Source organism: Streptacidiphilus rugosus AM-16, assembly GCF_000744655.1.
GTDB classification, from domain to species: Bacteria; Actinomycetota; Actinomycetes; order Streptomycetales; family Streptomycetaceae; genus Streptacidiphilus; species Streptacidiphilus rugosus.
In genome coordinates, this window is sequence record NZ_JQMJ01000004.1 from 415,187 (window position 1) to 436,186 (window position 21,000).

Sequence of the window (21,000 nt, forward strand, 5' to 3'; positions counted from 1 at the left end):
CCGGGCTACCGAAGGACCCATCCGCGCGACTGCCGCGTAGGGTCCTGCGGCGTCGGGGAGAGGACCCCCTCGACCCTGTGCCTCCTCTCGCTCCGCTCGGCATCGTGGGACAGGCAAGGGTTTCCTTCCCACGGGAACTCCGCTCCGGAAGGTGAGAGCGATGTCACGCACGACGGCGTTCCAGCAGGGTGATCTGGTCCGGATCTACCGGGACAGCGCACTGGCCGCAATGGAGACGGCAACCGTGGTACGGATGCACGCTGACGGCGGCGTGCGGCTGCGCTTCCACACCGACGGCCACGAGGCCACCTGCCGGCACGGCCTGATCGAGCCGGCCGACACGTCCCACGCGCCCCACTACCTCGCCTGACACCGCGCCGAGGAGCCGAGAGCCATGAAGCGGATCACCGTCGCCAAGCGACCGTCCGGACTTCCGCGGCCTGCCCCGCTGGACCTGCGGACCCCGTCCGGGCGTCCGCTGCCCTACTGATCGAAGCCGCCGACTGCGGCACGACTGCCCGAAGACGTCCGCCGGGTGCCCCGCGCGCTGTCGCGCGCGGCACCCGGCGGTAGCGGGCCGTCCCCGTCATGGGGGAACGCGTCATGAGGGAACGTCGACACCGTTGCCCGCGGAGTCGGTGTTGCCTGCCCTCAGCAACTGGTATCCGAGGTCGAGCAGGGCGCGTCCGGCGGCGAACTCGTCGCCGATCTCGGGCACCGGGCGGTCCACCGGATCGCGCATCGAGGCCGCGCTTGCCTGGAGACGGTTGTCGCCGGTGTCCAGCACGGCGTGCACCCGGGTGACGTCACCCTCCTCGAAGAGGTCGAGCCGGACGGTCCAGGTCCTGGTGTGGTAGTCGTCCGACGCGGGTCTGCGCGGTTCGGTGTTCATCGATCTTCCTCCTTCGGTGTTTCCGGTGCCGGGTCAGTCGGGGACGACGCAGACCGGGCAGGTGGCGTGATGCAGCACGCCGAGGGCGACGGAGCCGAGCGCCAGCCCGGGGTAACCGCCGCTGCCCCGGGCCCCGACGAGGAGCAGGGACGCGCTTCGGCTGCGAGCGACCTCCAGCAGCGCGCGGACCGGATGGTCCTCGCGCACCCAGGCGGTGACCGCGACCTCGGGGAAGCGCTGTCCGGCGCCCGCGAGAGCCTCCGAGACCACCAGCTCGTGCGAGACCTGCTCGGGGCGGAACCGGCGCCGCTGTTCCTCGACCGGGACCGAGAGGCCGCCGGGCATCCGGCGCCAGGTGTGCACGACGATCAGCGGGAGGCCGTGCAGGTCCGCCTCCTCCAGTGCCTGCCGCAGGACGGCCTGACCGTGGGAGGAGCCGTCGACGCCGACGACCACCGGGCCGGGCGCCGTGTGTGCGGCCGTCTCCGCGGGCGACGGGACCACGACCACCGGACAGGCTGCCTGGCCGGCCAGTGCGGTACCGGTGGAGCCCACCACGAGCTCGCCGAGGGCGCCGGTCCCCCTCGTGGCGAGGACGAGCATCCGGGCGTCGCGGGCCGCGTCGAGCAGGACCTCGATCGGGGTACCCTCGCGCACCTCGCCGGTGACGGCGATGCCCGGCTCGCGTGCCCCGGTGTCGGCGACCTCGCGGCTCATCGCCTCGCGGGCCACCTGGCGCAGATGGTCCTCACCGAGTTCGGTCGCGGAGTCGTAGAAGGGGAGCAAGGGCGGCGGGTACTCGTAGGCGTGGACGAGCTCGACCGCCTCCTTGCGGCGCATCGCCTCGTCCAGCGCCCAGGTCGTGGCGTGACGGCTCTCCAGGGTTCCGTCGACGCCGACCACGATGCGGGCCCGGCCACCGTCTGCGAACGACATGGCTGCCTCCTTCGTCGGGCGGCTGAGGCGAAGTCGCCTCGGCTCCAGTGCGCCACGTCGTCGGCTGCGCGGGAAGGGCCGCCCGGCCTCACCCCGAAGGCCGGGCGGCCTGACCCGTGAACCACGCCCGACGAGGCCTCCCCGGCCCTGCTTCAGGGACCGTTCGGCCCCTCGCCCCGCCTCCCGCGCGGGCGGAGGGTGGAGGAAGGGACCCGGTAGGGCCCGGCCGACGCGCGTTCGAGCACCGGGCGCGACCCGTAGCGAAGGAGCACCGCCATGCAGCACCGCACCGTCCGTGACGTGATGAGCCACCAGGTGACGACCGTCCGCCGCGACACCCCGTTCAAGGCCGTGGCCGAGCTGCTGGCCGAGCACGACATCAGCGCCGTGCCGGTGGTCGACGACACCGGCCGCGTCCTCGGCGTCGTCTCCGAGGCCGACCTGCTGCGCAAGGAGTCCGGACAGCGCGACCCCGACGGCCACACCCCCTCCGTGTGGCTGAGCCCGAGCAACCGCAAGCGGGCCCGCGCCGAGAACGCGGACGGACTGATGTCCCGCACCGTCTTCACGGCCCGCCCGGAGTGGTCCGTGGTCGAGGCGGCCAGGATGATGGACCGCCACCATGTGAAGCGCCTGCCCGTCGTCGACGAGACCGACCACCTGGTCGGCATCGTCAGCCGCAGCGACCTGCTGCGCGTCTTCCTGCGCAACGACCGGGCCATCCGCGGCGAGATCGTCTCCGAGGTGCTGCAGCACATCATGATGATCGATCCGGCCGCGATCCAGGTCCAGGTCGAGGACGGCGTCGTGCGGATGCGCGGACAGCTGGAGCGCAGGAGCATGATTCCGATCGTGGAGCGGCTGTGCCGGTCCGTCGACGGCGTGGTCGCCCTGCATGCGAACCTCACCTTCGCCTTCGACGACACCCACACCGATCTCGAGCCCCCCGTGGTCCGCGGTGTCATGCAGCCGCAGCGGCACCATGGCTGATCCGCTCGTGCAGGAAGGCCGGCACCATGGAACCGCAGAGCCCGACCGTCACCGCCGGGCAGCCGCGTGAACTGGCCCAGGACGACCTCCAGGCGCTCTTCGACGCGCTGACCGCGCGCGGCTGGACGGTGGTCGGGCCGACCGAACGCGACGGCGCCGTGGTCCTGGCCGAGCTCACCCGCGCGGACCAACTCCCTCACGGAGTGGGCGTCCGCCTCGCCCCGGGCGGCTACCGGCTCCGACAGCGCGAGGACCGTGCGGCGTTCGCCCACTCGGCGGGTCCGCAGTCCTGGAAGAACTTCCTGCACCCCGAGCGGGCCCGGCTCTGGCAGGCGGACCGGGACGAGGAGGGCGGGGTGACCTTCACGCCCGACACCGAGGAGACCGCGCCGGCTCCCCGCTACGCGCTGCTCGGGGTGCACCCCTGCGACCTGGCGGCCATCTCCCGGCTGGACCGGGTGCTGACGGGGGGCGCCTTCCGCGACCCGGTCTACGGCCCGCGGCGGGACGCGGCCTTCGTCATCGCCGTGGCCTGCACCGATCCTGGCGAGCTGTGCTTCTGCGCCTCCGTCGGCACGGGCCCCGGCCTGCGCGAGGACGCGCCCTGCGACCTGGCGGTCCACGAGATCGCGGACCGGGACGGCGTGCGGCTGATGATCTCGGCGCACAGCGGCCGCGGAGCCGAGCTGCTCTCCGACCCGCGGCTGCCCTTGCGCGAACCCCATCCGGAGCTGCCTGAGCTGGCCAGGCGTCGGACCGAGGACGCCGCGCAGCGCATGGGCCGTGAGCTGGAGACGGAGGGCCTGCGCGACGTCCTCGCGGGAACCCTCGACTCGTCGGTCTGGGACGAGGTCGCCTCCCGCTGTCTGACCTGCGGGAACTGCACGATGGTGTGCCCCACCTGCTTCTGCACCACCACCGAGGACACCACCGACCTGACGGGCGAGCACGCGGAGCGGTGGCGTCGTTGGGACTCCTGTTTCGACCTCGACTTCTCCTACGTCCACGGGGGTTCGGTCCGGACCTCCGGCAGGAGCCGCTACCGCCAGTGGCTCACTCACAAGCTCGGTACCTGGCACGACCAGTTCGGCAGCAGCGGCTGCGTCGGCTGTGGCCGGTGCATCGTCTGGTGTCCGGTCGGCATCGACCTGACGGTCGAGGCCGCCCGCCTGCGCGAGGAGGCCGGACCATGACCAGCGCCGCCACCGTGCCCGGTCGCGCCGCCGACCCGGCGACCCCGCTCCCCTACCTGGTGCGCCACCGGCTCCGCGAGACCGACGACACCGTGACCCTCGAACTGGTCCCGCTGGACGAGGCGCTGCCGCGCTTCCGGCCCGGACAGTTCTCCATGCTCTACGCCTTCGGCGTCGGCGAGATCCCGGTCTCGGTGAGCGGCATCGCGCCGGACGACGCGCTCGCCCACACGATCCGCGCCGTCGGCAAGGTCAGCGAGGCCTTGTGCCGGCTGCGGCCGGGCGAGGTGGTCGGCGTGTGCGGGCCGTTCGGCAACGACTGGGCGCTCGGAGTCGGGCCTTCCGAGGACGACGACCGCGTGACGGCCCTCGGCACCGACCCGGGCGAGGACCTGGTCGTGCTGGGCGGCGGTCTGGGGCTGTCCCCGCTGCGCCCCGTGGTCCGGCTGGCTTTGTCCCGGCCCGGCGCCTACGGCCGCCTGACCGTGCTGGTCGGTGCCCGCAGCCCCCGCGAGCTCGTGCACCGCGCCGATCTGACGCAGTGGTGCGCCCTCGGCGACGTGAGGGTCACCGTCGATCACCCCGAAGCCGGCTGGTCAGGCCCCGTCGGGCAGGTCACCGATCAACTGCGGCACGCCGTTTTCCGCCCCGAACGGACCACCGCTTTCGTCTGCGGCCCCGAACCGATGATGCGGGCGAGCGCGGAGGCGCTGATGCGGCGCGGCGTCCCCCCCGAACGCATCCGCCTCTCCCTGGAGCGCAACATGCGCTGCGCCACCGCCTGGTGCGGCCACTGCCAACTCGGCCGGGTCCTTGTCTGCCGCGACGGACCGGTCTTCACCTGGCGGCAGGCCGCCGACCTGCTGGCGGTCCACGAACTGTGAAAGGAGATCCAGCCGCCGTGTCCACTCCGCGCCCCAGACTCGCCGTCTGGAAGTTCTCCTCCTGCGACGGCTGCCAGCTGACCCTGCTCGACTGCGAGGAGGACCTGCTCCCGCTGGCCGACCGGGTCGATGTGGCGTACTTCCTGGAGGCCTCACGGGCCGCCGGTCCCGGCCCCTACGACCTGTCCCTGGTCGAGGGATCGATCGCCGCACAGGCCGACGTCGAACGGATCCATGAGATCCGCGCGCAGTCCAGGGCGCTGGTGACCATCGGCGCCTGTGCGACCGCGGGCGGCATCCAGGCGCTGCGCAACGGACGCGACCTCGACGAGCTGCTTTCGACCGTCTACGCCGATCCCGCGTACATCGACACCCTGGCGACCTCCACGCCGATCGCCGCGCACGTCCCCGTCGACTTCGAGCTGCGCGGCTGTCCCATCGACAAACGGCAGTTGCTGGAGGTGGTCTCCGCCTTCCTGGCCGGTCGCAAGCCCGACATCCCTGACCACAGCGTGTGCTTCGAGTGCAAGCGGCGTGGCGTCACCTGCGTGACCGTCGCCCACGGCACGCCGTGTCTCGGCCCGGTCACCCAGGCCGGCTGCGGCGCCCTCTGCCCGGCGTTCGCACGCGGCTGCTTCGGCTGCTTCGGGCCCAGCGCAAGTCCGAACACCCGCGCGCTGCTGCCGCTGTTGCACGCCGACGGCCTGCCCGAGCACGACGTGGTCCGGCTCTACCGCACCTTCAACGCCGAGGCCCCCGCCTTCCGCGACGCCGCCGGGGACGCCCTGAGTCCGGATGAGGAAGACCGCCGATGACCCACCGCAGCCATCGTCTGCTCAGCGTCCGCTCGCTCGCCCGCGTCGAGGGCGAGGGGGCGATGCACATCCGGGTACGCGACGGCGAGGTGGAGAGCGTGAAGCTCAGCATCTACGAGCCGCCGCGGTTCTTCGAGGCGCTGCTGCGCGGCCGCCGCTACGACGAGCCGGTGGACATCACCGCGCGGATCTGCGGTATCTGTCCGGTCGCCTACCAGATGACGGCCTGTCAGGCCGTGGAGGACGCCTGCGGCGTGACCGTCGACGGTCAGCTCGCCGCACTGCGCCGGCTGCTCTACTGCGGCGAGTGGATCGAGTCCCACACCCTGCACATCTACCTGTTGCACGCCCCTGACTTCCTGGGACTGCCCGACGCGCTCTCGCTCGCCCGCACCGACCGGGCACTGGTCGAACGCGGGTTGCGACTCAAGCAGGCGGGCAACCAGATCATGGAGGTTCTCGGCGGGCGCGCCGTCCACCCGGTCAACGTGCGGCTGGGCGGGTTCCACCGTCTGCCCGAGGCCGCTGAACTGGACCGGCTCGCCCGGCTGTTGCGCACCGCTCGCCGCGACGCGGAGGAAACAGTGGCCTGGACGGCCACCCTGGACTTCCCCGACCTGCACGTCCGGCACGCGCTGCTGGCGCTTCGGGCCGCCGACTCCTACCCGCTCGACGGCGGCGTCCCGACCCTGCACGGCGCCCTTCCCGACGCCCCGGCGCTGACCTCGTTCCCGGTCGGGGAGTTCGAGCGGCACGTGGTCGAGGCTCAGGTGCCGCATTCGACCGCGCTGCAGGCGAGCGCGGACGGCCTGCGCCACCTGACCGGCCCCCTGGCCCGATGGCGCACCGCCGCCGACCGGTTGCCGGTCGAGCTCAGGGACCTCGGCGCCGCGGCGGGCCTGGGCGAGGTGTGCGACAACCCGTTCCGCAGCATCGTGATCCGGGCGATCGAGGTGCTGTGGGCGGTGCGCGAGGCGCAGCGACTGCTGGAAGCCTACGAGCCGCCGCCCCGGCCGGCCGTACCCGTCCCGCCCCGCGCGGGGGTCGGCCACGCCGCCACCGAGGCGCCACGCGGGCTGCTCTACCACCGCTACGAGCTGGCGGCCGACGGCACGGTCGTCACGGCGGACATCGTTCCGCCGACCGCACAGAACCAGGCGGCGATCGAGGCGGACCTGCGCGAATTCGTGCAGCAGCGCCTCCACCTGGACGACGCGGAGCTCACCCGGCAGTGCGAACAGGCGATCCGCAACTACGATCCGTGCATCTCCTGCGCCACGCACTTCCTCGACCTGACCGTGGAGAGAGGGTGACCCGGCCGTGAGCGGCACCGTCGTGATCACAATCGGCAACGAGTACCGTCAGGACGACGGCGCAGGTCTCGCCGTGCTGCGGCTGCTCGACGCGCGGGACCTGCCCGCCGACCGCCTGGCGCACACGGACGGGGAGGCCACCCGGCTGCTCGGCCTGTGGCAGGGGCGGGATCTGGCGGTGGTCGTCGACACGGTCCACGCCCATCCGGGCGAACCGGGCCGGATCCACCGACTGGACCTGGCCGGGGCCTCACTCGTCCAGGGCGGTGCGAACACCCACGGGCTGGGCCTGGGTGAGGCCGTGGAGCTCAGCAGGGTGCTCGACCTGCTGCCGGAGCGCCTGGTCGTGGTCGGCATCGAGGGCGAGCACTTCGACTGGGGCGAGGGACTGTCCCCCGCTGTGGCCGCGGCAGTTCCGAGAGCGGCCGAACTGGTCCGCGAAGTCTGCCGCACGCGGGCGCGAGGGGACCGAGCCGCGCGCTGAAGCTCCGAGGCGCCTCTGTGGGGACTCTCAAGGGCCTCTGAAAGACATATATGTCATTGACATGCCCATGTGCATCTCGCCAGTCTCAACATGACACCCCGTCACGGGGAGTCAGAGACGTCTCCCCTTGGGGCGCCGCACCAGCTCCTGCTGGTGCGGTCGCTTTCCGGCTCCCCGCACCCCCGTTCCGGAGAGGACCCAGACCCATGTCCGCCTTCACGACCGCGACAAGACGACGCTCCGGCCTCCACGGATCCGCCGGCCCGTACGGCTTACGCACGCTTCACCGGGCCGCCGCCCTGCGTATCGGCTTCGGCCTGCTGTGGGCGATCGACGCGTCCTTCAAGTGGCAGCCCGGCTTCATCGACGGCCGGACGCTCGACGACGAGCTCGGCCAGGGCAGCACCGTCCACACGCCGGTGATCCACCAGTGGATCGAGGTCTGGCACTCCGTCGCCTCGGCTTCGCCCGGCGCCTTCGCCGTCGGCACGGCCGTCGTCGAGACCTGCATCGCCGCCGCCCTGATCCTCGGCCTGTTCAGCAATGCGGTCTTCATCGGCAGCGCCGTGTACGCCCTCGGGATCTGGTCCAGCGCCGAGGCCTTCGGGCTGCCCTGGGACACACCCGGCATCACCGACGTGGGCCCGGCGGTGGCCTACGTCTTCGCCTCGCTCGCGCTGTTCCAGGCGGCGGCCGGGGCGACCTGGAGTCTGGACGCGGTCATCCGGCCGAAACTCGGCCCCCGCCTGGGCCGCCTCACCGGCGCATCGCCCGAGCAGCCGGCCGCGGAGCCGTTGGCAGCCGCCTGAACACCGCGACGCCGCGGGCCCGATGCCTCGGCATCGGGCCCGCGGCGTCGCGCCGGACGTCAGGCCCGGAAGAGGGCGACCTTCAGCGCGGCGGTGCTCTCGGCGTCGCCGAAGACGTCGTACGCCTCCTGCATCTCGTCGAGGCCGAAGCGGTGCGTCACCAGGCCCTGGGTGTCCAGGCGTCCGGCCGCCAGCATCTCCAGCAGCATCGGGGTGGTGCGGGTGTCGACCAGCCCGGTGGTGATGGTGACGTTCTTGATCCAGAGGTCCTCCAGGTGCAGCACGGCCGGCCGGCCGTGCACGCCGACGTTGGCGACGTGACCGCCCGGGCGCACCACCGCGGCGCACAGTTCGAAGGTCTCAGGGACGCCGACGGCCTCGATCGCGACGTCCACGCCGAGCCCGTCGCCGCTCAGTCCCCTGATCTTCTCGGGGGTGGCCTCGGCGGCGCTCAGAGTGATGTCCGCGCCGAGCCGCTTGGCGGCGTCGCGGCGGCCGGCGTCCGGGTCGACGACGACGATCCGGCCGGGGCTGTAGAGCCTGGCGGTCATGACGGCCGCGAGCCCGATGGGTCCGGCTCCCACCACGGCGACCGTGTCGCCGGGCTTGACCCGGCCGTTGCGCACGCCCACCTCGAAGGAGGTCGGCAGGATGTCGGCGAGCAGCAGGGCGCTCTCGTCGGTGACCGAGTCCGGGAGCTTGTGCAGGGAGTTGTCCGCGAACGGCGTGCGCACGAACTCGGCCTGGGTGCCGTCGATCAGGTGGCCGAGGATCCAACCGCCTCCGCCGGTGCACTGCCCGTAGGCGCCGACGCGGCAGTACCCGCAGCGCCCGCAGGAGGAGATGCAGGAGACCAGGACCCGGTCGCCGACGGCGATGGTGCGCACGCCGTCGCCGACGGCGACGACGGTGCCCACGGCCTCGTGGCCGAGGGTGCGACCGGCCTCGACCTCGGGGACGTCGCCCTTGAGGATGTGCAGGTCGGTGCCGCAGATGGTGACGGCGTCGACCCGGACGACGGCGTCCTCGGGCTCGTGGATCACGGCGTGCGGGACCTCGCCCCACACCCGGCGGCCGGGACCGTGGTAGGTCAGTGCTTTCATGTCCGATCACCCTTCGGTGCGTGTGCGGTAGGGGTGTGGTGGAGGGTCAGCGCAGCCAGGCGTGGTCGCGGACGACGGGGAGCGAGGACCACAGGCGGCCCAGGCCGAGGCGCGAGCCCGTGGCGACGGCGGCGACCGCGATCAGGGCGGCGGCGTAGACGACGTGGTAGTCGGCGAACGGGTTGGTCGACATGCTCGGCGCCCCGGAGGCGAGGTGTCGCGCGGGCGGGAACTCCGCCAGCCACATCAGGGCGAGCAGCACACTCCCTGCCGCGGCCGAGAGCCGCAGCGCCACACCGCTGATGACGGCGAGTCCGATGCCGAGCAGGCCGAGCATGAACAGCCAGTCGGCCCAGCCCTGGCCGGCCCAACTGTGGAAGGTGGACTGGAGCGGACCGACGGCGACGCTGCCGAGGAAGCCCTTGGCCGGCGAACCGCCGTGGATCCAGGCCTTGGCCGACGGGGTGGCGTAGCCCAGTCCGAAGGTCTTGTCGAGGAACGCCCACAGGAAGACGAAGCCGACGAGCACCCGGAGCGCGGCCAGGGCGTAGTCGGCGGCGAACAGCGTCGTGGTCCCGGCCGCCTCGTCCGCGCGCTGCTTGCGCGCGAGCGCCGGGAGACGGAAGCCGTGGGATGCGTGGGAGTGGGTGGACATGATCGGTGGTCCCTTCTCGATGATCGCAGATGACGCAGGACAGGTGCGGTGCAGGTGCGGTTCAGTACAGGGGCCCGAGCGGGAGCGGGGCGGCCGGCGGACGCGGCGCCGAGTCGAGGGCGAAGGCCACGTCCACCACCCCGTCCACGCCGCGCACGGTGCGGGCGATCAGCGGAATGCGGGACGAGTCGGCGAGCGTGCCGCCGATCGCGGCGATGCCCTCGGTGACCGTCACGGTCAGCCGGGCGGCCTCGGCCGCGTGCAGTTCACGGGCCAGCGCCGCCCGGACGTCCTCGGCGAGCGCCGCGTCGTCGCGCAGGAACACCTTGAGCAGGTCGCCCCGGCTGACGATGCCGCGCAACCGTCCGCCCGCGTCGACCACGGGCAGGCGCTTGATGCCGCGCCGGCCGAGAAGCCGGGCGGCAGCGGCCAGGGTCTCGTCCGCCCCGACGGTGACCGCCGGTGCGGACATGAGGTCCTCGGCGACCAGCGCGGTGACCTTGCCGGCCTCGTCCGGTCGCAGCAGCGCCCGCCGCAGTCCGAGGCGCCGGTCGTGCTGGGCCTCCTTCGGCAGCAGATCCGCCTCCGACACCACACCCAGCACCCGACGGCGGCTGTCGAGGACCGGCAGCGCGCTGACGCGGTGCTCGCTCATCAGCCGTACCAACTCCTTGAAGGGTGTCTCCCGCAGCACGCTCACGACGGGGTGGGACATGACGTCCCGCACGCAGCGCGACGGTGTGTCGTGGATCGCGGACATCGCCGGACCTCCCTCGGGTCACGGTCCTCCTGGTTGCTTCCAGCGTTCTCCGGCGCGGGAGCGGGGTCTTGAGCCGGTACGCCCCTGCGGCCGGGGCCGATCGGCCCTTCGCTCCGGCCGTGGGGGCGCGGAGAGTTCGGGAGAGGACCGAGGCGGAAGAGGGGCGACCATGAAGCGTTACGTGTACGACTTCGCGGACGGGAGGGCCGAGGAGGCCGACCTGCTGGGCGGCAAGGGCGCCGGGCTGGCGGAGATGACCCTGCTGGGCCTCCCGGTGCCGCCAGGCTTCACGGTCACCACCGAGGCCTGCCGGTTCTTCCTCCTGGAAGGACACGAGCCGGAGGGGCTGGAGGCGGAGATCGACGCCAGGCTCGAGGCGCTCGAGGCGGCGGTCGGCCGCCGCTTCGGCGACCCCGACGAGCCGTTGCTGCTCTCGGTCCGCTCGGGTGCCCGCTTCTCCATGCCGGGGATGATGGACACGATCCTCGATCTCGGCCTCAACGACGCCACGGTGACCGGCTTCGCCAAGGCCCTGGGCCACGAGCGCGCCGCCTGGGACTGCTACCGCCGCCTGGTGCAGATGTTCGGCGCCACCGTGCTCGGCGTGCCGGACCGGCTCTTCGACGACGCCGTCACCGCCCGGCGCGAGCGGCGCGGGGCGGCGAGCGACGTCGAGCTCACCGTGGAGGACCTGCGCGAGCTGACCGCCACCTTCCGCCGGGTGCTGCGCGACCAGGCCGGGCGGGACTTCCCGCAGGACCCCCGCGAGCAACTGCGGCTGGCCGTGCGCGCAGTGTTCCGCTCCTGGCAGGGGGAGCGCGCCCGCGTCTACCGGCGTCGCGAGGGCATCCCCGAGGACCTCGGCACGGCCGTCAACGTGCAGGCCATGGTCTTCGGCAACCTGGGCCCCGACTCCGGGACCGGCGTCGCCTTCACCCGCGATCCCGCGACCGGACGTCCGGGCGTCTACGGCGACTACCTGGCCGAGGCGCAGGGCGAGGACGTGGTGGCCGGCATCCGCAACACCGTGCCGCTGCACCGGCTGGCGGAGCTCTCACCCGACTGCCATCGGGAGCTGCTGGCACATCTGCGCACCCTGGAGGAGCACTACCGGGACCTGTGCGACGTCGAGTTCACCATCGAGCGCGGCCGACTGTGGATCCTGCAGACGCGTATCGGCAAGCGCAGCGCGGAGGCCGCCTTCCGGATCGCCGCGCAGCTCGCCGTCGAACGGACGATCACCATGGACGAGGCCCTGCTGCGGGTGACCGGCGCGCAGCTGTCCCGGCTGATGGTGCCCGGCTTCACCGGCACCGCCGACCACGTGCCGCTGGCGACCGGTCTGGCCGCCTCCCCCGGCGCGGCGGCGGGCGCGGCGGTGTTCACCTCCGCCGAGGCGGTCCGGCGTGCGGCGGCGGGTGAGCGCGTGGTGCTGGTCCGGCCGGAGACCTCACCCGACGACCTGCCCGGGATGCTGGCCGCCCAGGCCGTGCTGACCAGCCGGGGCGGGCGCACCAGCCACGCCGCCGTCGTGGCGCGTGGCCTCGGCAGGGTCTGCGTGTGCGGCGCGGAGTCCCTGCGCGTGGAGGCGGACGCGGGCCGCTTCACCACCGCCGACGGCACCGTGGTCGCCGCCGGGGATCTGATCTCGGTCGACGGCACCCTCGGCGCGGTCTACCTCGGCGCCCTGCCGCTGACCGACTCCCCCGTCAGCGCCTACCTGCTCGGCGGGCAGCCCGACAGCGCCGACGGTGACACGGTCGACCTGCTGGGCGCGGTCGGCATGCTGCTGCAGCACGCGGACCGGTGCGCGCGCATGCGGGTCCTGGCCAACGCGGACACGGCGGCGGACGCCGCCGCGGCGCGGACGCTCGGCGCGCGCGGCGTCGGGTTGTGCCGCACCGAGCACATGTTCCTGGGGACGCGCAGAAAGCTGGTCGAGGAGATGGTGCTGGCGGACTCCGACCCGGCCCGCGAAGCCGCGCTGGCCCGTCTCCTCCCGCTGCAACGGGCCGACTTCGAGGCGGTCCTGGCCGCCATGGACGGGCTTCCGGTGACCGTGCGCCTGCTGGATCCGCCGTTGCACGAGTTCCTCGCGGACCGGACCGCGCTGGCCGTCTCGGTCGCCGCGGACCGCGCGGCCGGACGGCCGGTGAGTGCCGAGCGCGAGCGGCTGCTGGCCGCGGTGGAGCGGATGCACGAGGAGAACCCGATGCTCGGTCTGCGCGGCGTGCGGCTCGGTCTGCTGGTCCCCGGTCTGGTCGCCATGCAGGTGCGGGCGCTGGCCGAGGCCCTCGTGGCACGTCGGCTCGCGGGCGGGGACCCGCGGGCGGAGCTGATGGTCCCGCTGGTCGACACGGTCGAGGAGCTGCGCCAGGTCCGGGCCGAGGTGGAGAGGGTCCTGGCCGAGGTGGGCGCCGAGAGCGGCGTCGCGGTGGAGCTGCCGCTCGGCACGATGATCGAACTGCCGCGGGCGGCACTCACCGCCGGGCGGATCGCGACCGAGGCCGAGTTCTTCTCCTTCGGCACCAACGACCTGACCCAGACCACCTGGGGTCTGTCGCGTGACGACGCCGAGGCCGCGTTCCTCTCCGCCTACCTGGACCGCGGCATCCTGCGCGACTCCCCCTTCGAGACGCTGGACACCGCGGGCGTGGGCCGCCTGGTGGAGCTGGCGGTCCGCGAAGGCCGCGCCGCCCGACCGCACCTGGCCACCGGCGTGTGCGGGGAGCACGGCGGCGACCCCGCCTCGATCGGCTTCTTCCACCGGACCGGCCTCGACTACGTCTCCTGTTCACCGCGCCGGGTGCCCGTGGCCCGTCTGGAGGCGGGCCGGGCCGCGTTGTCGCCGCAATGAGCGGACGGGTCAGACCTCCGTCGGCAGCGGCACCCGCCAGACCAGACGGGTGCCGTTGCCGGGCGAGGAGTCGGTCTCCAACGTGCCGCCGTGCTTGGCGGCCCGCTCCGCGAGGTTCACCAGCCCGCTGCGCCGACCGCCCTCGGGCAGGCCGACGCCGTTGTCGGCGACCGACAGCACCACCTCGGGGGCGGCGCCCCCGGTGACCTTCGCCGAGACCTCGACGGCCTTGGCCGCCGCGTGCCGCGACGCGTTGCTCAGCGCCTCCTCCGCGGCGGCCAGCACGTCGTCGGCGATCTCAGCCGGGACGTCGGTGTCCAGCAGACCCTCCAGACGCAGCGCCGGCGTGAAACCGAAGGTGGGGACGAACCGGGAGACGACGTCCACGAGCCGCGCCCGCAGTCCGGCGGACTCCTGGGCGGAACCGCGGGAGCGGAGTCCGAAGATGGACGTCCGGATGATCTTCACGGTCTCGTCCAGGTCCTCCACCGCCCGCCCGACCCGGTCGGCCGCCTGCGGGTGGCTGATGAAGCGCTGCGCGCTCTGCAGCGTCATACCGGTGGCGAAGATCCTCTGGATGGCGAGGTCGTGCAGGTCCCTGGCGATCCGGTCGTGGTCCTCCAGCAGGGCGAGCTGCTCGGCGTCGCTGCGGCGCGCGGCCAGCTCGAGTGCCAGGGCCGCCTGGTCGGCGAAGGACTTCAACGGCGTGACGTCGACCGCAGAGAACGGGTACAGCCCGGCGCGGCGGGCCAGCATCAGCACTCCGCGCGGACCGTCGGGGCCGGAGCCCATCGGCACGGCCACCGCGGGGCCAAGACCTTGCCAACGCGGAGGCCCGGCCGTCACCCGCGGGTCGTTGGCGATGTCGTTGCTGGTCATCGGCGTCTGCGCGGAGAAGGCCGAGCCCATGAAGGAACCCTCGAGCGGAAGCAGCAGGCCGCGGTGCGCCTCCGCGTCGACGCCCTCCGCGAGCTGGACCGCCAGACCCATGCCCTGGGCGCTGGGCAGAGCGAGTGCGATGACGCCGAGATCGGCCTCGAGGATCTCCAGCGAGGCCTGGACCAGCTCGGCCAGGACGTCCTGCTGGGAGGCGCCGGAAAGCAGCCGACTGGTGATCTCACCGCTGGCGACCAGCCAGCGCTCGCGCAGCCTGGCGTCGCGGTAGAGACGCGCGTTGTCGATGGCCACCCCTGCGGCGACGGCGAGCGTCTGGAGCACCGACTCGTCCTCGGCGTCGAACTGGCCGCCACCGCGCTTCTCGGTCAGGTAGAGGTTGCCGAAGACCACCCCGCGCACCCGGATCGGCACGCCCACGAAGCTGTGCATCGGCGGGTGGTGGGCCGGGAAGCCGATGGACGCGGCGTGGTCGGCGATGTCGCGCAGACGCAGCGGCTCCGGGTGCCGGATCAGCTCGCCGAGGATGCCGTGGCCGGTCGGGAACGGGCCGATCGCCTCGATCTGCTCGTGTGTGAGGCCCGTGGTGAGGAACTTGGCGAGCATGCCGTCCTCGCCGATCACCCCGAGGGCGGCGTACCGGGCGTCGACCAGGCTCGCCGCGGACTCGACGATCTGCTGCAGCGCCTGGTCGAGGTCGAGTTCCCGGCCGACCGTGAGCACGGCTTCCAGCAGTGAGTGCACCCGGTCGCGGGTGCCGCGTGCGGCGTCCAGCCGGGTCTGCAGTTCACCCAGGAGCTGGTCCAGGCGCAGGTCAGGGAGCCCCAGGGCTTCCTTCCCCGCCGACGACGGTTCCTCGGGCACCGGCCCTCCACCCCACCTGATCTGTCCGACTTCCCCCGGTCAAGGCCACGTTACCGACCTCGCGCCCCCGGCGCGAGCAGCCGTCACCCGGTGAGGACGCCGGCGTTCGCCCGTTCCGGACGAGGCCGTTCCCGCCCCGGCGTCCTCCGCGCCTGCGAGCTCACGCGACTTCGGCCTCCGCGGCTGCGACGTTCTCCTTGACGGCGAAGAAGCTGTCCGGGGCGACGGAGATCGAGGCGATCCCGGCGCGTACCAGGAACCGGGCGAAATCCGGGTCGTCGCCCGGGAGCCGGACCTCGTGCCCGAGCCGCCGAAGGCGCTCCCTGTGCTCCTCGCTGGGCTTGTCGAGGAAGCATCCCTGGGTTTGCATCGTCAGTTCGGCACCACGGCGACCGGAAGGTCCGACAGGTGCAGGACACGATGGGGCACCCGACCCAGCGGGAGGCCGTACCTGAGGTGCCGGCGGTGGCGACCGAGCACCACGAGGCCGGCGCCTCTCGCCGCCTCGACCACGGCGGCTTCCGTTGTGGCGAACTCGACCCGGGTGTCGACCACGACGGACGCGTGACGCCGGTGGACGACATCCACCAGGGACTGCAACTCCCTGCTCTCGTCGGCCTCGATCTCGGCCACCGCCTCGGGGCTGGCGACGACGTACGGGTTGGACAGTGACCACGTGCGCACCGCGATCAGTGGCGCACGACGCCGCTCCGCCTCGGCGAACGCGAAGACGAGCGGCTCTGTCACCTCGCGGGCGACGCCGACGACCACGGGCGCTTCGGCAGCCGAAGGCGCCGGAGTCTCCGGCACGACCACGACAGGAACCGGGGCGTGCGCCACGACTCGTTGGCTCACCGAGCCCAGCAGCATGGTCAGGAAGGCGTTCCGGCCCCGTCTGCCGACGACGAGGAGCCCCGCCCCCTGGGACAGCCCGATGAGCCCGGGAGCCGGTGCCTGGGCCAGCGTGACCGTGCCGATGTCCAGGTCCGGGTACCGTGAGCGCAACTCGGCCGTGGTCTCGTCGAGGAATGCCACCGTGGCCTGTCGGGCGGGATCGTTCACGTCCTCCTCGAAGTCCTCAGGGAGCTCGTGCTCCAGCTGGTTCCAGGAACAGGCGACCCGCAACGGCACACCGCGCAGGCTCGCCTCGGCCGCGGCCCACTCCAGAGCCGCGCGGGCCCCGGCGGACCGGTCCACTCCTGCGACGACGGATCCCGACGGCGCGGTGCTCATCGCTGCCTCCCACGTCCCGATGGCTCTGCTTCCTGCCTCGGCCCGCCGCGTGCCGACCGCCCGGAGCCCGGCCGGCCGACGCGCCCGGCTCTCAGCGCCGTCGGCGCGCCATGCTCCGCATGTGGGCGAGCACGCCGATCAGGCAACCCGCCAACAGCATGATCAGCAGGACCAGCCACATCGGGGCGTTCACTGTGGTGATCCCCCACAGGTGGATCTTGACCGTGTTCCTGTTGATCAGGATGAACCACACCGCCAGGACCGTCACGACCGCGAGAACGATCCTGCCGGCGGTGACCCTCACTCCGCCGATCCGGCGCTCCGTGGCGCCTTTGTTCGTGGTCATTCCTCCAGTCTGGAACGGCTTGTCGGCCTCCGCCCGGCGAGGAGAACCGGGCGAAGGCCGTTGAAAGCGCTCTCGGGCACCGGGCAGCCGGTCAGGCGTGCGGGAGGGTGACGAGGGCCTGGTTGCCGGTGGCGAGGGTGGTGGGGGCGTTGCCGACGGCGTTCCAGATCTGGATCCGCACGGTGCCGTTGACCAGGTCGCACAGGCTGCCGGAGGAGGATTCCAGCCCGGCGTTCTGGGTGTAGTGCTCGTACCCGGCCACCGGATCGGTGGCGAAGTAGTGGTACGTCTCCACCCGGTTCCAGGTACCGCTGCCGGTGCAGTCGTAGGAGACCCGCACCTGCACCCCGTCACCCACCGCCGTCCCCGCGTCCACAGGCAGGTCGAATGCCGTGCTGCCACCGCCGTAGGCGAGGTTCACCCCCGTGGCGGTGTACGTCAGCGCGCGGGTCGGCGTGCCGTCGAAAGTCCCACCACCCGCCGAGGCGATCGTGACCGTCGTACCGCCCGAAGCCGCCGCACCCGACACACTCCCGTCAGCCTGCAGGAACAACGTCGGCGACGACGACCCCGACGATGGGGAGGACGACGGGCTCGCAGACGCGGCGGATCCGGCGTAGGGGAGGGTGACGAGGGCCTGGTTGCCGGTGGCGAGGGTGGTGGGGGCGTTGCCGACGGCGTTCCAGATCTGGATCCGCACGGTGCCGTTGACCAGGTCGCACAGGCTGCCGGAGGAGGATTCCAGTCCGGCGTTCTGGGTGTAGTGCTCGTACCCGGCCACCGGATCGGTGGCGAAGTAGTGGTACGTCTCCACCCGGTTCCAGGTACCGCTGCCGGTGCAGTCGTAGGAGACCCGCACCTGCACCCCGTCACCCACCGCCGTCCCCGCGTCCACCGGCAGGTCGAATGCCGTGCTGCCACCGCTGTAGGCGAGGTTCACCCCCGTGGCGGTGTACGTCAGCGCGCGGGTCGGCGTGCCGTCGAACGTCCCACCACCCGCCGAGGCGATCGTGACCGTCGAACCGCCCGAAGCCGCCACACCCGACACACTCCCGTCAGCCTGCAGGAACAACGTCGGCGACGACGACCCCGACGATGGGGAGGACGACGGGCTCGCAGACGCGGAAGCGGTCGGGCTGGGAGAGGGGCTGCCGCTCGGGCTCGCCGACGGGGAGGGGGAGCCGGAGCCGCCGCCGGAGGGCAGAGTGCCACCCGACGCGGTGCCACCGCTCCAGTTCCGCGCACCGGTGGCCACGGTCCGGCCGGCCGGGACGTTCACGACGGTGCCGTCGCTGAAGGTGACGGTGATCGGGTTGCCGCTGATGTTGGAGGCGACGTGGGTGAGTGCTCCGTTGTTCGTGAAGACTGCGGCGAGGGGGTAGTTGGCGGTGACGGCGGTGTCGACGTGGCCGAGCGAGGCGAGGTTGTCGATCCAGTGGAAGGTGTGCGCCTTGCTCTCGCCCTCCTCCGAGGTGAAGCCGGAGTTGGCGCGGAAGTCGGCGAGGGCCTGGGGGCCGTTGCCGAGGGCGAGGAACTCGTACCAGATGTCGGTCCAGATGGTGGGTTGGGTCTTGCCGCTGTTGGTGAGCATGTCCTGGTAGTCGGCGAGGACGAAGGCCGGGTCGTCGCCGAGGTAGAGGTGTCCACCGGTGACCGGGAGCAGGTTGATGCCCTGGATCTGTTCGGGGGCACTGGAGAACCAGGTGGAGTAGGCAGCGCCGTCGCCCCAGACCATGCCGACCTCGTGGTGGGGAAAGCTGCTGGGGAAGACCTGGTGCCCGGTGTCGAACCAGTAGTCCTGGATGGCGGCTGACTGGGTGGTGTACATGTAGATGCCGGCGTCGCGGACGGCGGTGTCGCCGGTGGCCTCGCCCCACTGGATGAGGGCGTTGTCGAAGTTCATGCCCTCGGAGGAGGACTCCTGGTTGTTGCCGGCGGCGAAGGAGCCGTGGCCGGAGGCCCAGTCGTGGCCGTCGTAGATGTCGAAGTCCCGCAGGTAGGGGAAGCGGGTGTCGGTGCGGTCGTAGTTGTCGGCGTCGCGGATCAGCATGTCGACCATGCCGCCGTACTGGGAGGGCGAGGCCCAGCTGGGGTCGAACTTGGCGAGGGTGGCGGCGGCCGCGACGAAGTAGCCGTAGTGGAAGTGGTGGTCGTTCAGTTCCTGGTCGGATCCGTAGGAGGCCGGGTAGCCGATCAGGGTGCCCCAGTTCTTGTCGTAGGAGAACAGGTGCGCGGTCTTGCCGGTGGAGGCGGTGAACCAGTCGGTGAGCTTGGACTTGATCGCGGACAGGGCGGCGTCACGGACGGTGGTGTTGCCCAACTCGTCGGAGATCTCCGCGAGACGGGCGGCACGGCCCAGTCCCTTGCCGGTCCAGTAGGTGTCGTCGCTCTGCTGGTTCGTGGGGTTGGCCAGTTCGGCGTCGAGGTAGTTCTGCTCGGTGCTCGCGTCCGTGCCGGTGCTGTCGGCGACCGCCGGGAGCTCCGGGAGCACGCCGTGGAAGACCATGCTCGTGGTGAACGAGTCGATGCCGGTGAGGACCTTCATCGCGCCGCGCGCCGAGATGTAGCTCTGGGCCAGGGGCGCGGGTGTGCCCGGGGCGAGGTTCTGCCACTGGTGCGGCAGGAGTGCGGCCACGGTGCCGGTGCCGGCGCCCTCCTCCGGAGTGGTGGTCAGGGTGTAGGTGGTGGTGACGGTGCTGGCGTCGGGGTCGTAGCTGTAGGACACGCGGGTGCCGGTGACCGCATCGTAGGCGTACTGGCCATAGGTTGCGGCCAGGGCTGCGCGGTCGCTCGCGGTGGTGCTCGGTGTGGTCGGCAGGACGGCGACGTTGAAGTAGCCCTTGCCGGCCAGGTCGGAGGTCAGGACGGCGCCGTTGACGGTCCAGGTCGCGCCGGTCGGCGCCCAGGCGGCGTAGTCGTGGCCGTTGACCGTGTATCCGATCATGGAGCCGTTGTCGGCCCAGGTGGTCAGGGCGGCTCCGTTGGATGCGGCGATCTGCGCGTTGCCGCCGGTGACCTTGAAGTAGGCGAAGGGCAGACCCTCACCGATGGTGGCGCGCAGGCTGCGGGAGCCGTCGGTGAAGTACGGGCTGACGGTCCAGTCGGACCAGTCGTCGACCTTGACGTCAGGGCAGTTCAGCCCCACCACGCCGGCCACGAAGTCCTCGTTGTAGGGGAAGTGGTACTCCCCGGGGCCCGTGGAGGTTCCTGAGATCGTCGGCGTGGTGGTGTAGGAGAAGCCGAGGCCGCCGGCGCTCGCGTGGAAGTCCAGCGGATGGGCGACCATGGGTTCGCCGTAGGCGCAGTTGGTGCGCTTCCACAGGATGGAGGTCCACCAGTCGTTGGTGGGCACGGCCCCCGACGGGGCGTCGGCGGTGACCCACTCGCGCGGGTCGGTGGAGATGTTGCCGCAGCCCGAGGGCAGCGGACCGACGGCGGCGGTCGTGTAGCTGCCGGCTCCGACCGTGTCCGCCGAAGCGGCGTGCGAGGTGAGCAGCGCCAGGCACGCGGCGAGTACGGACATGATCACGCACACCGCGATCGATCTGCGGCGCAGGCGGCGCGCGGGCCGCGCGCCGCCGAGGAGGCGCCGAGGGGGCGGCGCGGGGGTTGCCGGATCCATGTGTTCTCTCCCTGGTCGGCCGCTGCGGGCGCGGCGATCGTGGTGGGTGGTGGTACAGGGAGCCGGGGCACGCCCCCTCGCGCACAACCGCTGTCCTACGGCTGCGCGACGAGTCGGGGCGCATCCCTGAGAGCGCTCGGCCCGGGAGCGGGCGGCGGGGAGATTGAAAGCGCTTTCGAAAACGGGAGGCTAGAGCCCCTCTGACTGCCCGTCAACACCTTGCACATAGGGCCAGCTCAGGCGTCACGAATGGTCCCCGATCGAGGCCTTCGCCCCGATCTCAGGCCCGTGCAGGCCTCGTCCATTGCGGTCGAACCTCGCCGTACCGCCCCTTGACGCCGGAGCGTCGT

The 21,000-nt window shown here is 72.2% G+C and carries 19 protein-coding genes; 9 read left to right on the forward strand and 10 right to left on the reverse strand.

Annotated features, from left to right (window positions below):
• Nucleotides 1-160: 160 nt before the first annotated feature.
• Complete coding sequence (locus BS83_RS10735) at nucleotides 161-370, forward strand: hypothetical protein (protein WP_037603563.1); 210 nt, start codon at nucleotides 161-163, stop codon at nucleotides 368-370.
• Between the two features lie 231 nt (nucleotides 371-601).
• Here the strand turns inward: BS83_RS10735 and BS83_RS10740 are convergent, their stop codons facing one another.
• Nucleotides 602-892: a dsRBD fold-containing protein gene (locus tag BS83_RS10740; RefSeq protein ID WP_051942915.1), complete on the reverse strand. Its 291-nt coding sequence runs from the start codon at nucleotides 890-892 to the stop codon at nucleotides 602-604.
• A 33-nt stretch (nucleotides 893-925) separates the two neighbouring features.
• Nucleotides 926-1,828 (reverse strand): universal stress protein, encoded by a 903-nt coding sequence (locus BS83_RS10745; protein WP_051942916.1) that lies wholly within the window; start codon nucleotides 1,826-1,828, stop codon nucleotides 926-928.
• A gap of 276 nt (nucleotides 1,829-2,104) precedes the next feature.
• Here BS83_RS10745 and BS83_RS10750 point away from each other — a divergent pair, with 276 nt between their 5' ends.
• The 7 genes from BS83_RS10750 to BS83_RS10780 all read left to right on the forward strand — a co-directional run bounded on the left by BS83_RS10750 (nucleotide 2,105) and on the right by BS83_RS10780 (nucleotide 8,316).
• Nucleotides 2,105-2,818 (forward strand): CBS domain-containing protein, encoded by a 714-nt coding sequence (locus BS83_RS10750; protein ID WP_051942917.1) that lies wholly within the window; start codon nucleotides 2,105-2,107, stop codon nucleotides 2,816-2,818.
• A gap of 26 nt (nucleotides 2,819-2,844) precedes the next feature.
• Nucleotides 2,845-4,011: a 4Fe-4S dicluster domain-containing protein gene (locus BS83_RS10755; protein WP_037603564.1), complete on the forward strand. Its 1,167-nt coding sequence runs from the start codon at nucleotides 2,845-2,847 to the stop codon at nucleotides 4,009-4,011.
• Nucleotides 4,008-4,895: an FAD/NAD(P)-binding protein gene (locus tag BS83_RS10760; RefSeq protein ID WP_051942918.1), complete on the forward strand. Its 888-nt coding sequence runs from the start codon at nucleotides 4,008-4,010 to the stop codon at nucleotides 4,893-4,895. Before BS83_RS10755 ends, BS83_RS10760 begins: the two co-directional genes overlap by 4 nt.
• Before the next feature lie 17 nt (nucleotides 4,896-4,912).
• Entirely contained in the window at nucleotides 4,913-5,710 is a 798-nt protein-coding gene (locus BS83_RS10765; RefSeq protein WP_084713338.1) for an NADH-quinone oxidoreductase subunit B family protein, read from the forward strand.
• Nucleotides 5,707-7,023: a Ni/Fe hydrogenase subunit alpha gene (locus BS83_RS10770; RefSeq protein WP_037603566.1), complete on the forward strand. Its 1,317-nt coding sequence runs from the start codon at nucleotides 5,707-5,709 to the stop codon at nucleotides 7,021-7,023. The genes BS83_RS10765 and BS83_RS10770 overlap by 4 nt, the downstream gene beginning before the upstream one ends.
• Before the next feature lie 7 nt (nucleotides 7,024-7,030).
• On the forward strand, nucleotides 7,031-7,507 hold the full coding sequence (locus BS83_RS10775) for a hydrogenase maturation protease (RefSeq protein WP_037603567.1): 477 nt from the start codon (nucleotides 7,031-7,033) through the stop codon (nucleotides 7,505-7,507).
• A 206-nt stretch (nucleotides 7,508-7,713) separates the two neighbouring features.
• Nucleotides 7,714-8,316, forward strand: coding sequence for a hypothetical protein (locus BS83_RS10780; protein WP_037603568.1), 603 nt, complete (start codon nucleotides 7,714-7,716; stop codon nucleotides 8,314-8,316).
• A 59-nt stretch (nucleotides 8,317-8,375) separates the two neighbouring features.
• On the opposite strand, the gene BS83_RS10785 is transcribed toward BS83_RS10780, so the two are convergent.
• The 3 genes from BS83_RS10785 to BS83_RS10795 all read right to left on the reverse strand — a co-directional run bounded on the left by BS83_RS10785 (nucleotide 8,376) and on the right by BS83_RS10795 (nucleotide 10,834).
• Nucleotides 8,376-9,419, reverse strand: a complete 1,044-nt coding sequence (locus BS83_RS10785; RefSeq protein WP_037603569.1) for a zinc-dependent alcohol dehydrogenase family protein — start codon at nucleotides 9,417-9,419, stop codon at nucleotides 8,376-8,378.
• 46 nt (nucleotides 9,420-9,465) lie between these two features.
• The gene (locus BS83_RS10790) at nucleotides 9,466-10,074 is read right to left on the reverse strand and encodes a DoxX family membrane protein (RefSeq protein WP_051942919.1); all 609 of its coding nucleotides are present in this window, start codon (nucleotides 10,072-10,074) and stop codon (nucleotides 9,466-9,468) included.
• A 61-nt stretch (nucleotides 10,075-10,135) separates the two neighbouring features.
• On the reverse strand, nucleotides 10,136-10,834 hold the full coding sequence (locus BS83_RS10795) for a CBS domain-containing protein (protein ID WP_037603571.1): 699 nt from the start codon (nucleotides 10,832-10,834) through the stop codon (nucleotides 10,136-10,138).
• A 169-nt stretch (nucleotides 10,835-11,003) separates the two neighbouring features.
• Here BS83_RS10795 and ppdK point away from each other — a divergent pair, with 169 nt between their 5' ends.
• Nucleotides 11,004-13,691 (forward strand): pyruvate, phosphate dikinase, encoded by a 2,688-nt coding sequence (ppdK, locus tag BS83_RS10800; RefSeq protein WP_037603572.1) that lies wholly within the window; start codon nucleotides 11,004-11,006, stop codon nucleotides 13,689-13,691.
• Between the two features lie 9 nt (nucleotides 13,692-13,700).
• Here the strand turns inward: ppdK and BS83_RS10805 are convergent, their stop codons facing one another.
• The 5 genes from BS83_RS10805 to BS83_RS10825 all read right to left on the reverse strand — a co-directional run bounded on the left by BS83_RS10805 (nucleotide 13,701) and on the right by BS83_RS10825 (nucleotide 20,650).
• Nucleotides 13,701-15,449 carry a sensor histidine kinase gene (locus BS83_RS10805; RefSeq protein WP_037603573.1) on the reverse strand — a complete coding sequence of 583 codons (1,749 nt, stop codon included), beginning with the start codon at nucleotides 15,447-15,449 and terminating at the stop codon, nucleotides 13,701-13,703.
• A gap of 160 nt (nucleotides 15,450-15,609) precedes the next feature.
• A complete protein-coding gene (locus BS83_RS10810) occupies nucleotides 15,610-15,819 on the reverse strand; it encodes a hypothetical protein (RefSeq protein WP_037603574.1) in 210 nt (69 codons plus the stop codon).
• A 2-nt stretch (nucleotides 15,820-15,821) separates the two neighbouring features.
• The gene (locus BS83_RS10815; RefSeq protein WP_037603575.1) at nucleotides 15,822-16,682 is read right to left on the reverse strand and encodes a universal stress protein; all 861 of its coding nucleotides are present in this window, start codon (nucleotides 16,680-16,682) and stop codon (nucleotides 15,822-15,824) included.
• A gap of 91 nt (nucleotides 16,683-16,773) precedes the next feature.
• Nucleotides 16,774-17,028 (reverse strand): lipopolysaccharide assembly protein LapA domain-containing protein, encoded by a 255-nt coding sequence (locus tag BS83_RS10820; protein WP_037603576.1) that lies wholly within the window; start codon nucleotides 17,026-17,028, stop codon nucleotides 16,774-16,776.
• A 91-nt stretch (nucleotides 17,029-17,119) separates the two neighbouring features.
• A complete protein-coding gene (locus tag BS83_RS10825) occupies nucleotides 17,120-20,650 on the reverse strand; it encodes a glycosyl hydrolase (protein ID WP_084713339.1) in 3,531 nt (1,176 codons plus the stop codon).
• Nucleotides 20,651-21,000: the final 350 nt, after the last annotated feature.

Coding starts and splice junctions, on each gene's coding strand:
- BS83_RS10735 (WP_037603563.1), top strand. CDS start 161: ATGTCACGCACGACGGCGTTCCAGCAGGGTGATCTGGTCCGGATCTAC.
- BS83_RS10740 (WP_051942915.1), bottom strand. CDS start 892: ATGAACACCGAACCGCGCAGACCCGCGTCGGACGACTACCACACCAGG.
- BS83_RS10745 (WP_051942916.1), bottom strand. CDS start 1,828: ATGTCGTTCGCAGACGGTGGCCGGGCCCGCATCGTGGTCGGCGTCGAC.
- BS83_RS10750 (WP_051942917.1), top strand. CDS start 2,105: ATGCAGCACCGCACCGTCCGTGACGTGATGAGCCACCAGGTGACGACC.
- BS83_RS10755 (WP_037603564.1), top strand. CDS start 2,845: ATGGAACCGCAGAGCCCGACCGTCACCGCCGGGCAGCCGCGTGAACTG.
- BS83_RS10760 (WP_051942918.1), top strand. CDS start 4,008: ATGACCAGCGCCGCCACCGTGCCCGGTCGCGCCGCCGACCCGGCGACC.
- BS83_RS10770 (WP_037603566.1), top strand. CDS start 5,707: ATGACCCACCGCAGCCATCGTCTGCTCAGCGTCCGCTCGCTCGCCCGC.
- BS83_RS10780 (WP_037603568.1), top strand. CDS start 7,714: ATGTCCGCCTTCACGACCGCGACAAGACGACGCTCCGGCCTCCACGGA.
- BS83_RS10785 (WP_037603569.1), bottom strand. CDS start 9,419: ATGAAAGCACTGACCTACCACGGTCCCGGCCGCCGGGTGTGGGGCGAG.
- BS83_RS10790 (WP_051942919.1), bottom strand. CDS start 10,074: ATGTCCACCCACTCCCACGCATCCCACGGCTTCCGTCTCCCGGCGCTC.
- BS83_RS10795 (WP_037603571.1), bottom strand. CDS start 10,834: ATGTCCGCGATCCACGACACACCGTCGCGCTGCGTGCGGGACGTCATG.
- ppdK (WP_037603572.1), top strand. CDS start 11,004: ATGAAGCGTTACGTGTACGACTTCGCGGACGGGAGGGCCGAGGAGGCC.
- BS83_RS10810 (WP_037603574.1), bottom strand. CDS start 15,819: ATGCAAACCCAGGGATGCTTCCTCGACAAGCCCAGCGAGGAGCACAGG.
- BS83_RS10815 (WP_037603575.1), bottom strand. CDS start 16,682: ATGAGCACCGCGCCGTCGGGATCCGTCGTCGCAGGAGTGGACCGGTCC.
- BS83_RS10820 (WP_037603576.1), bottom strand. CDS start 17,028: ATGACCACGAACAAAGGCGCCACGGAGCGCCGGATCGGCGGAGTGAGG.
- BS83_RS10825 (WP_084713339.1), bottom strand. CDS start 20,650: ATGGATCCGGCAACCCCCGCGCCGCCCCCTCGGCGCCTCCTCGGCGGC.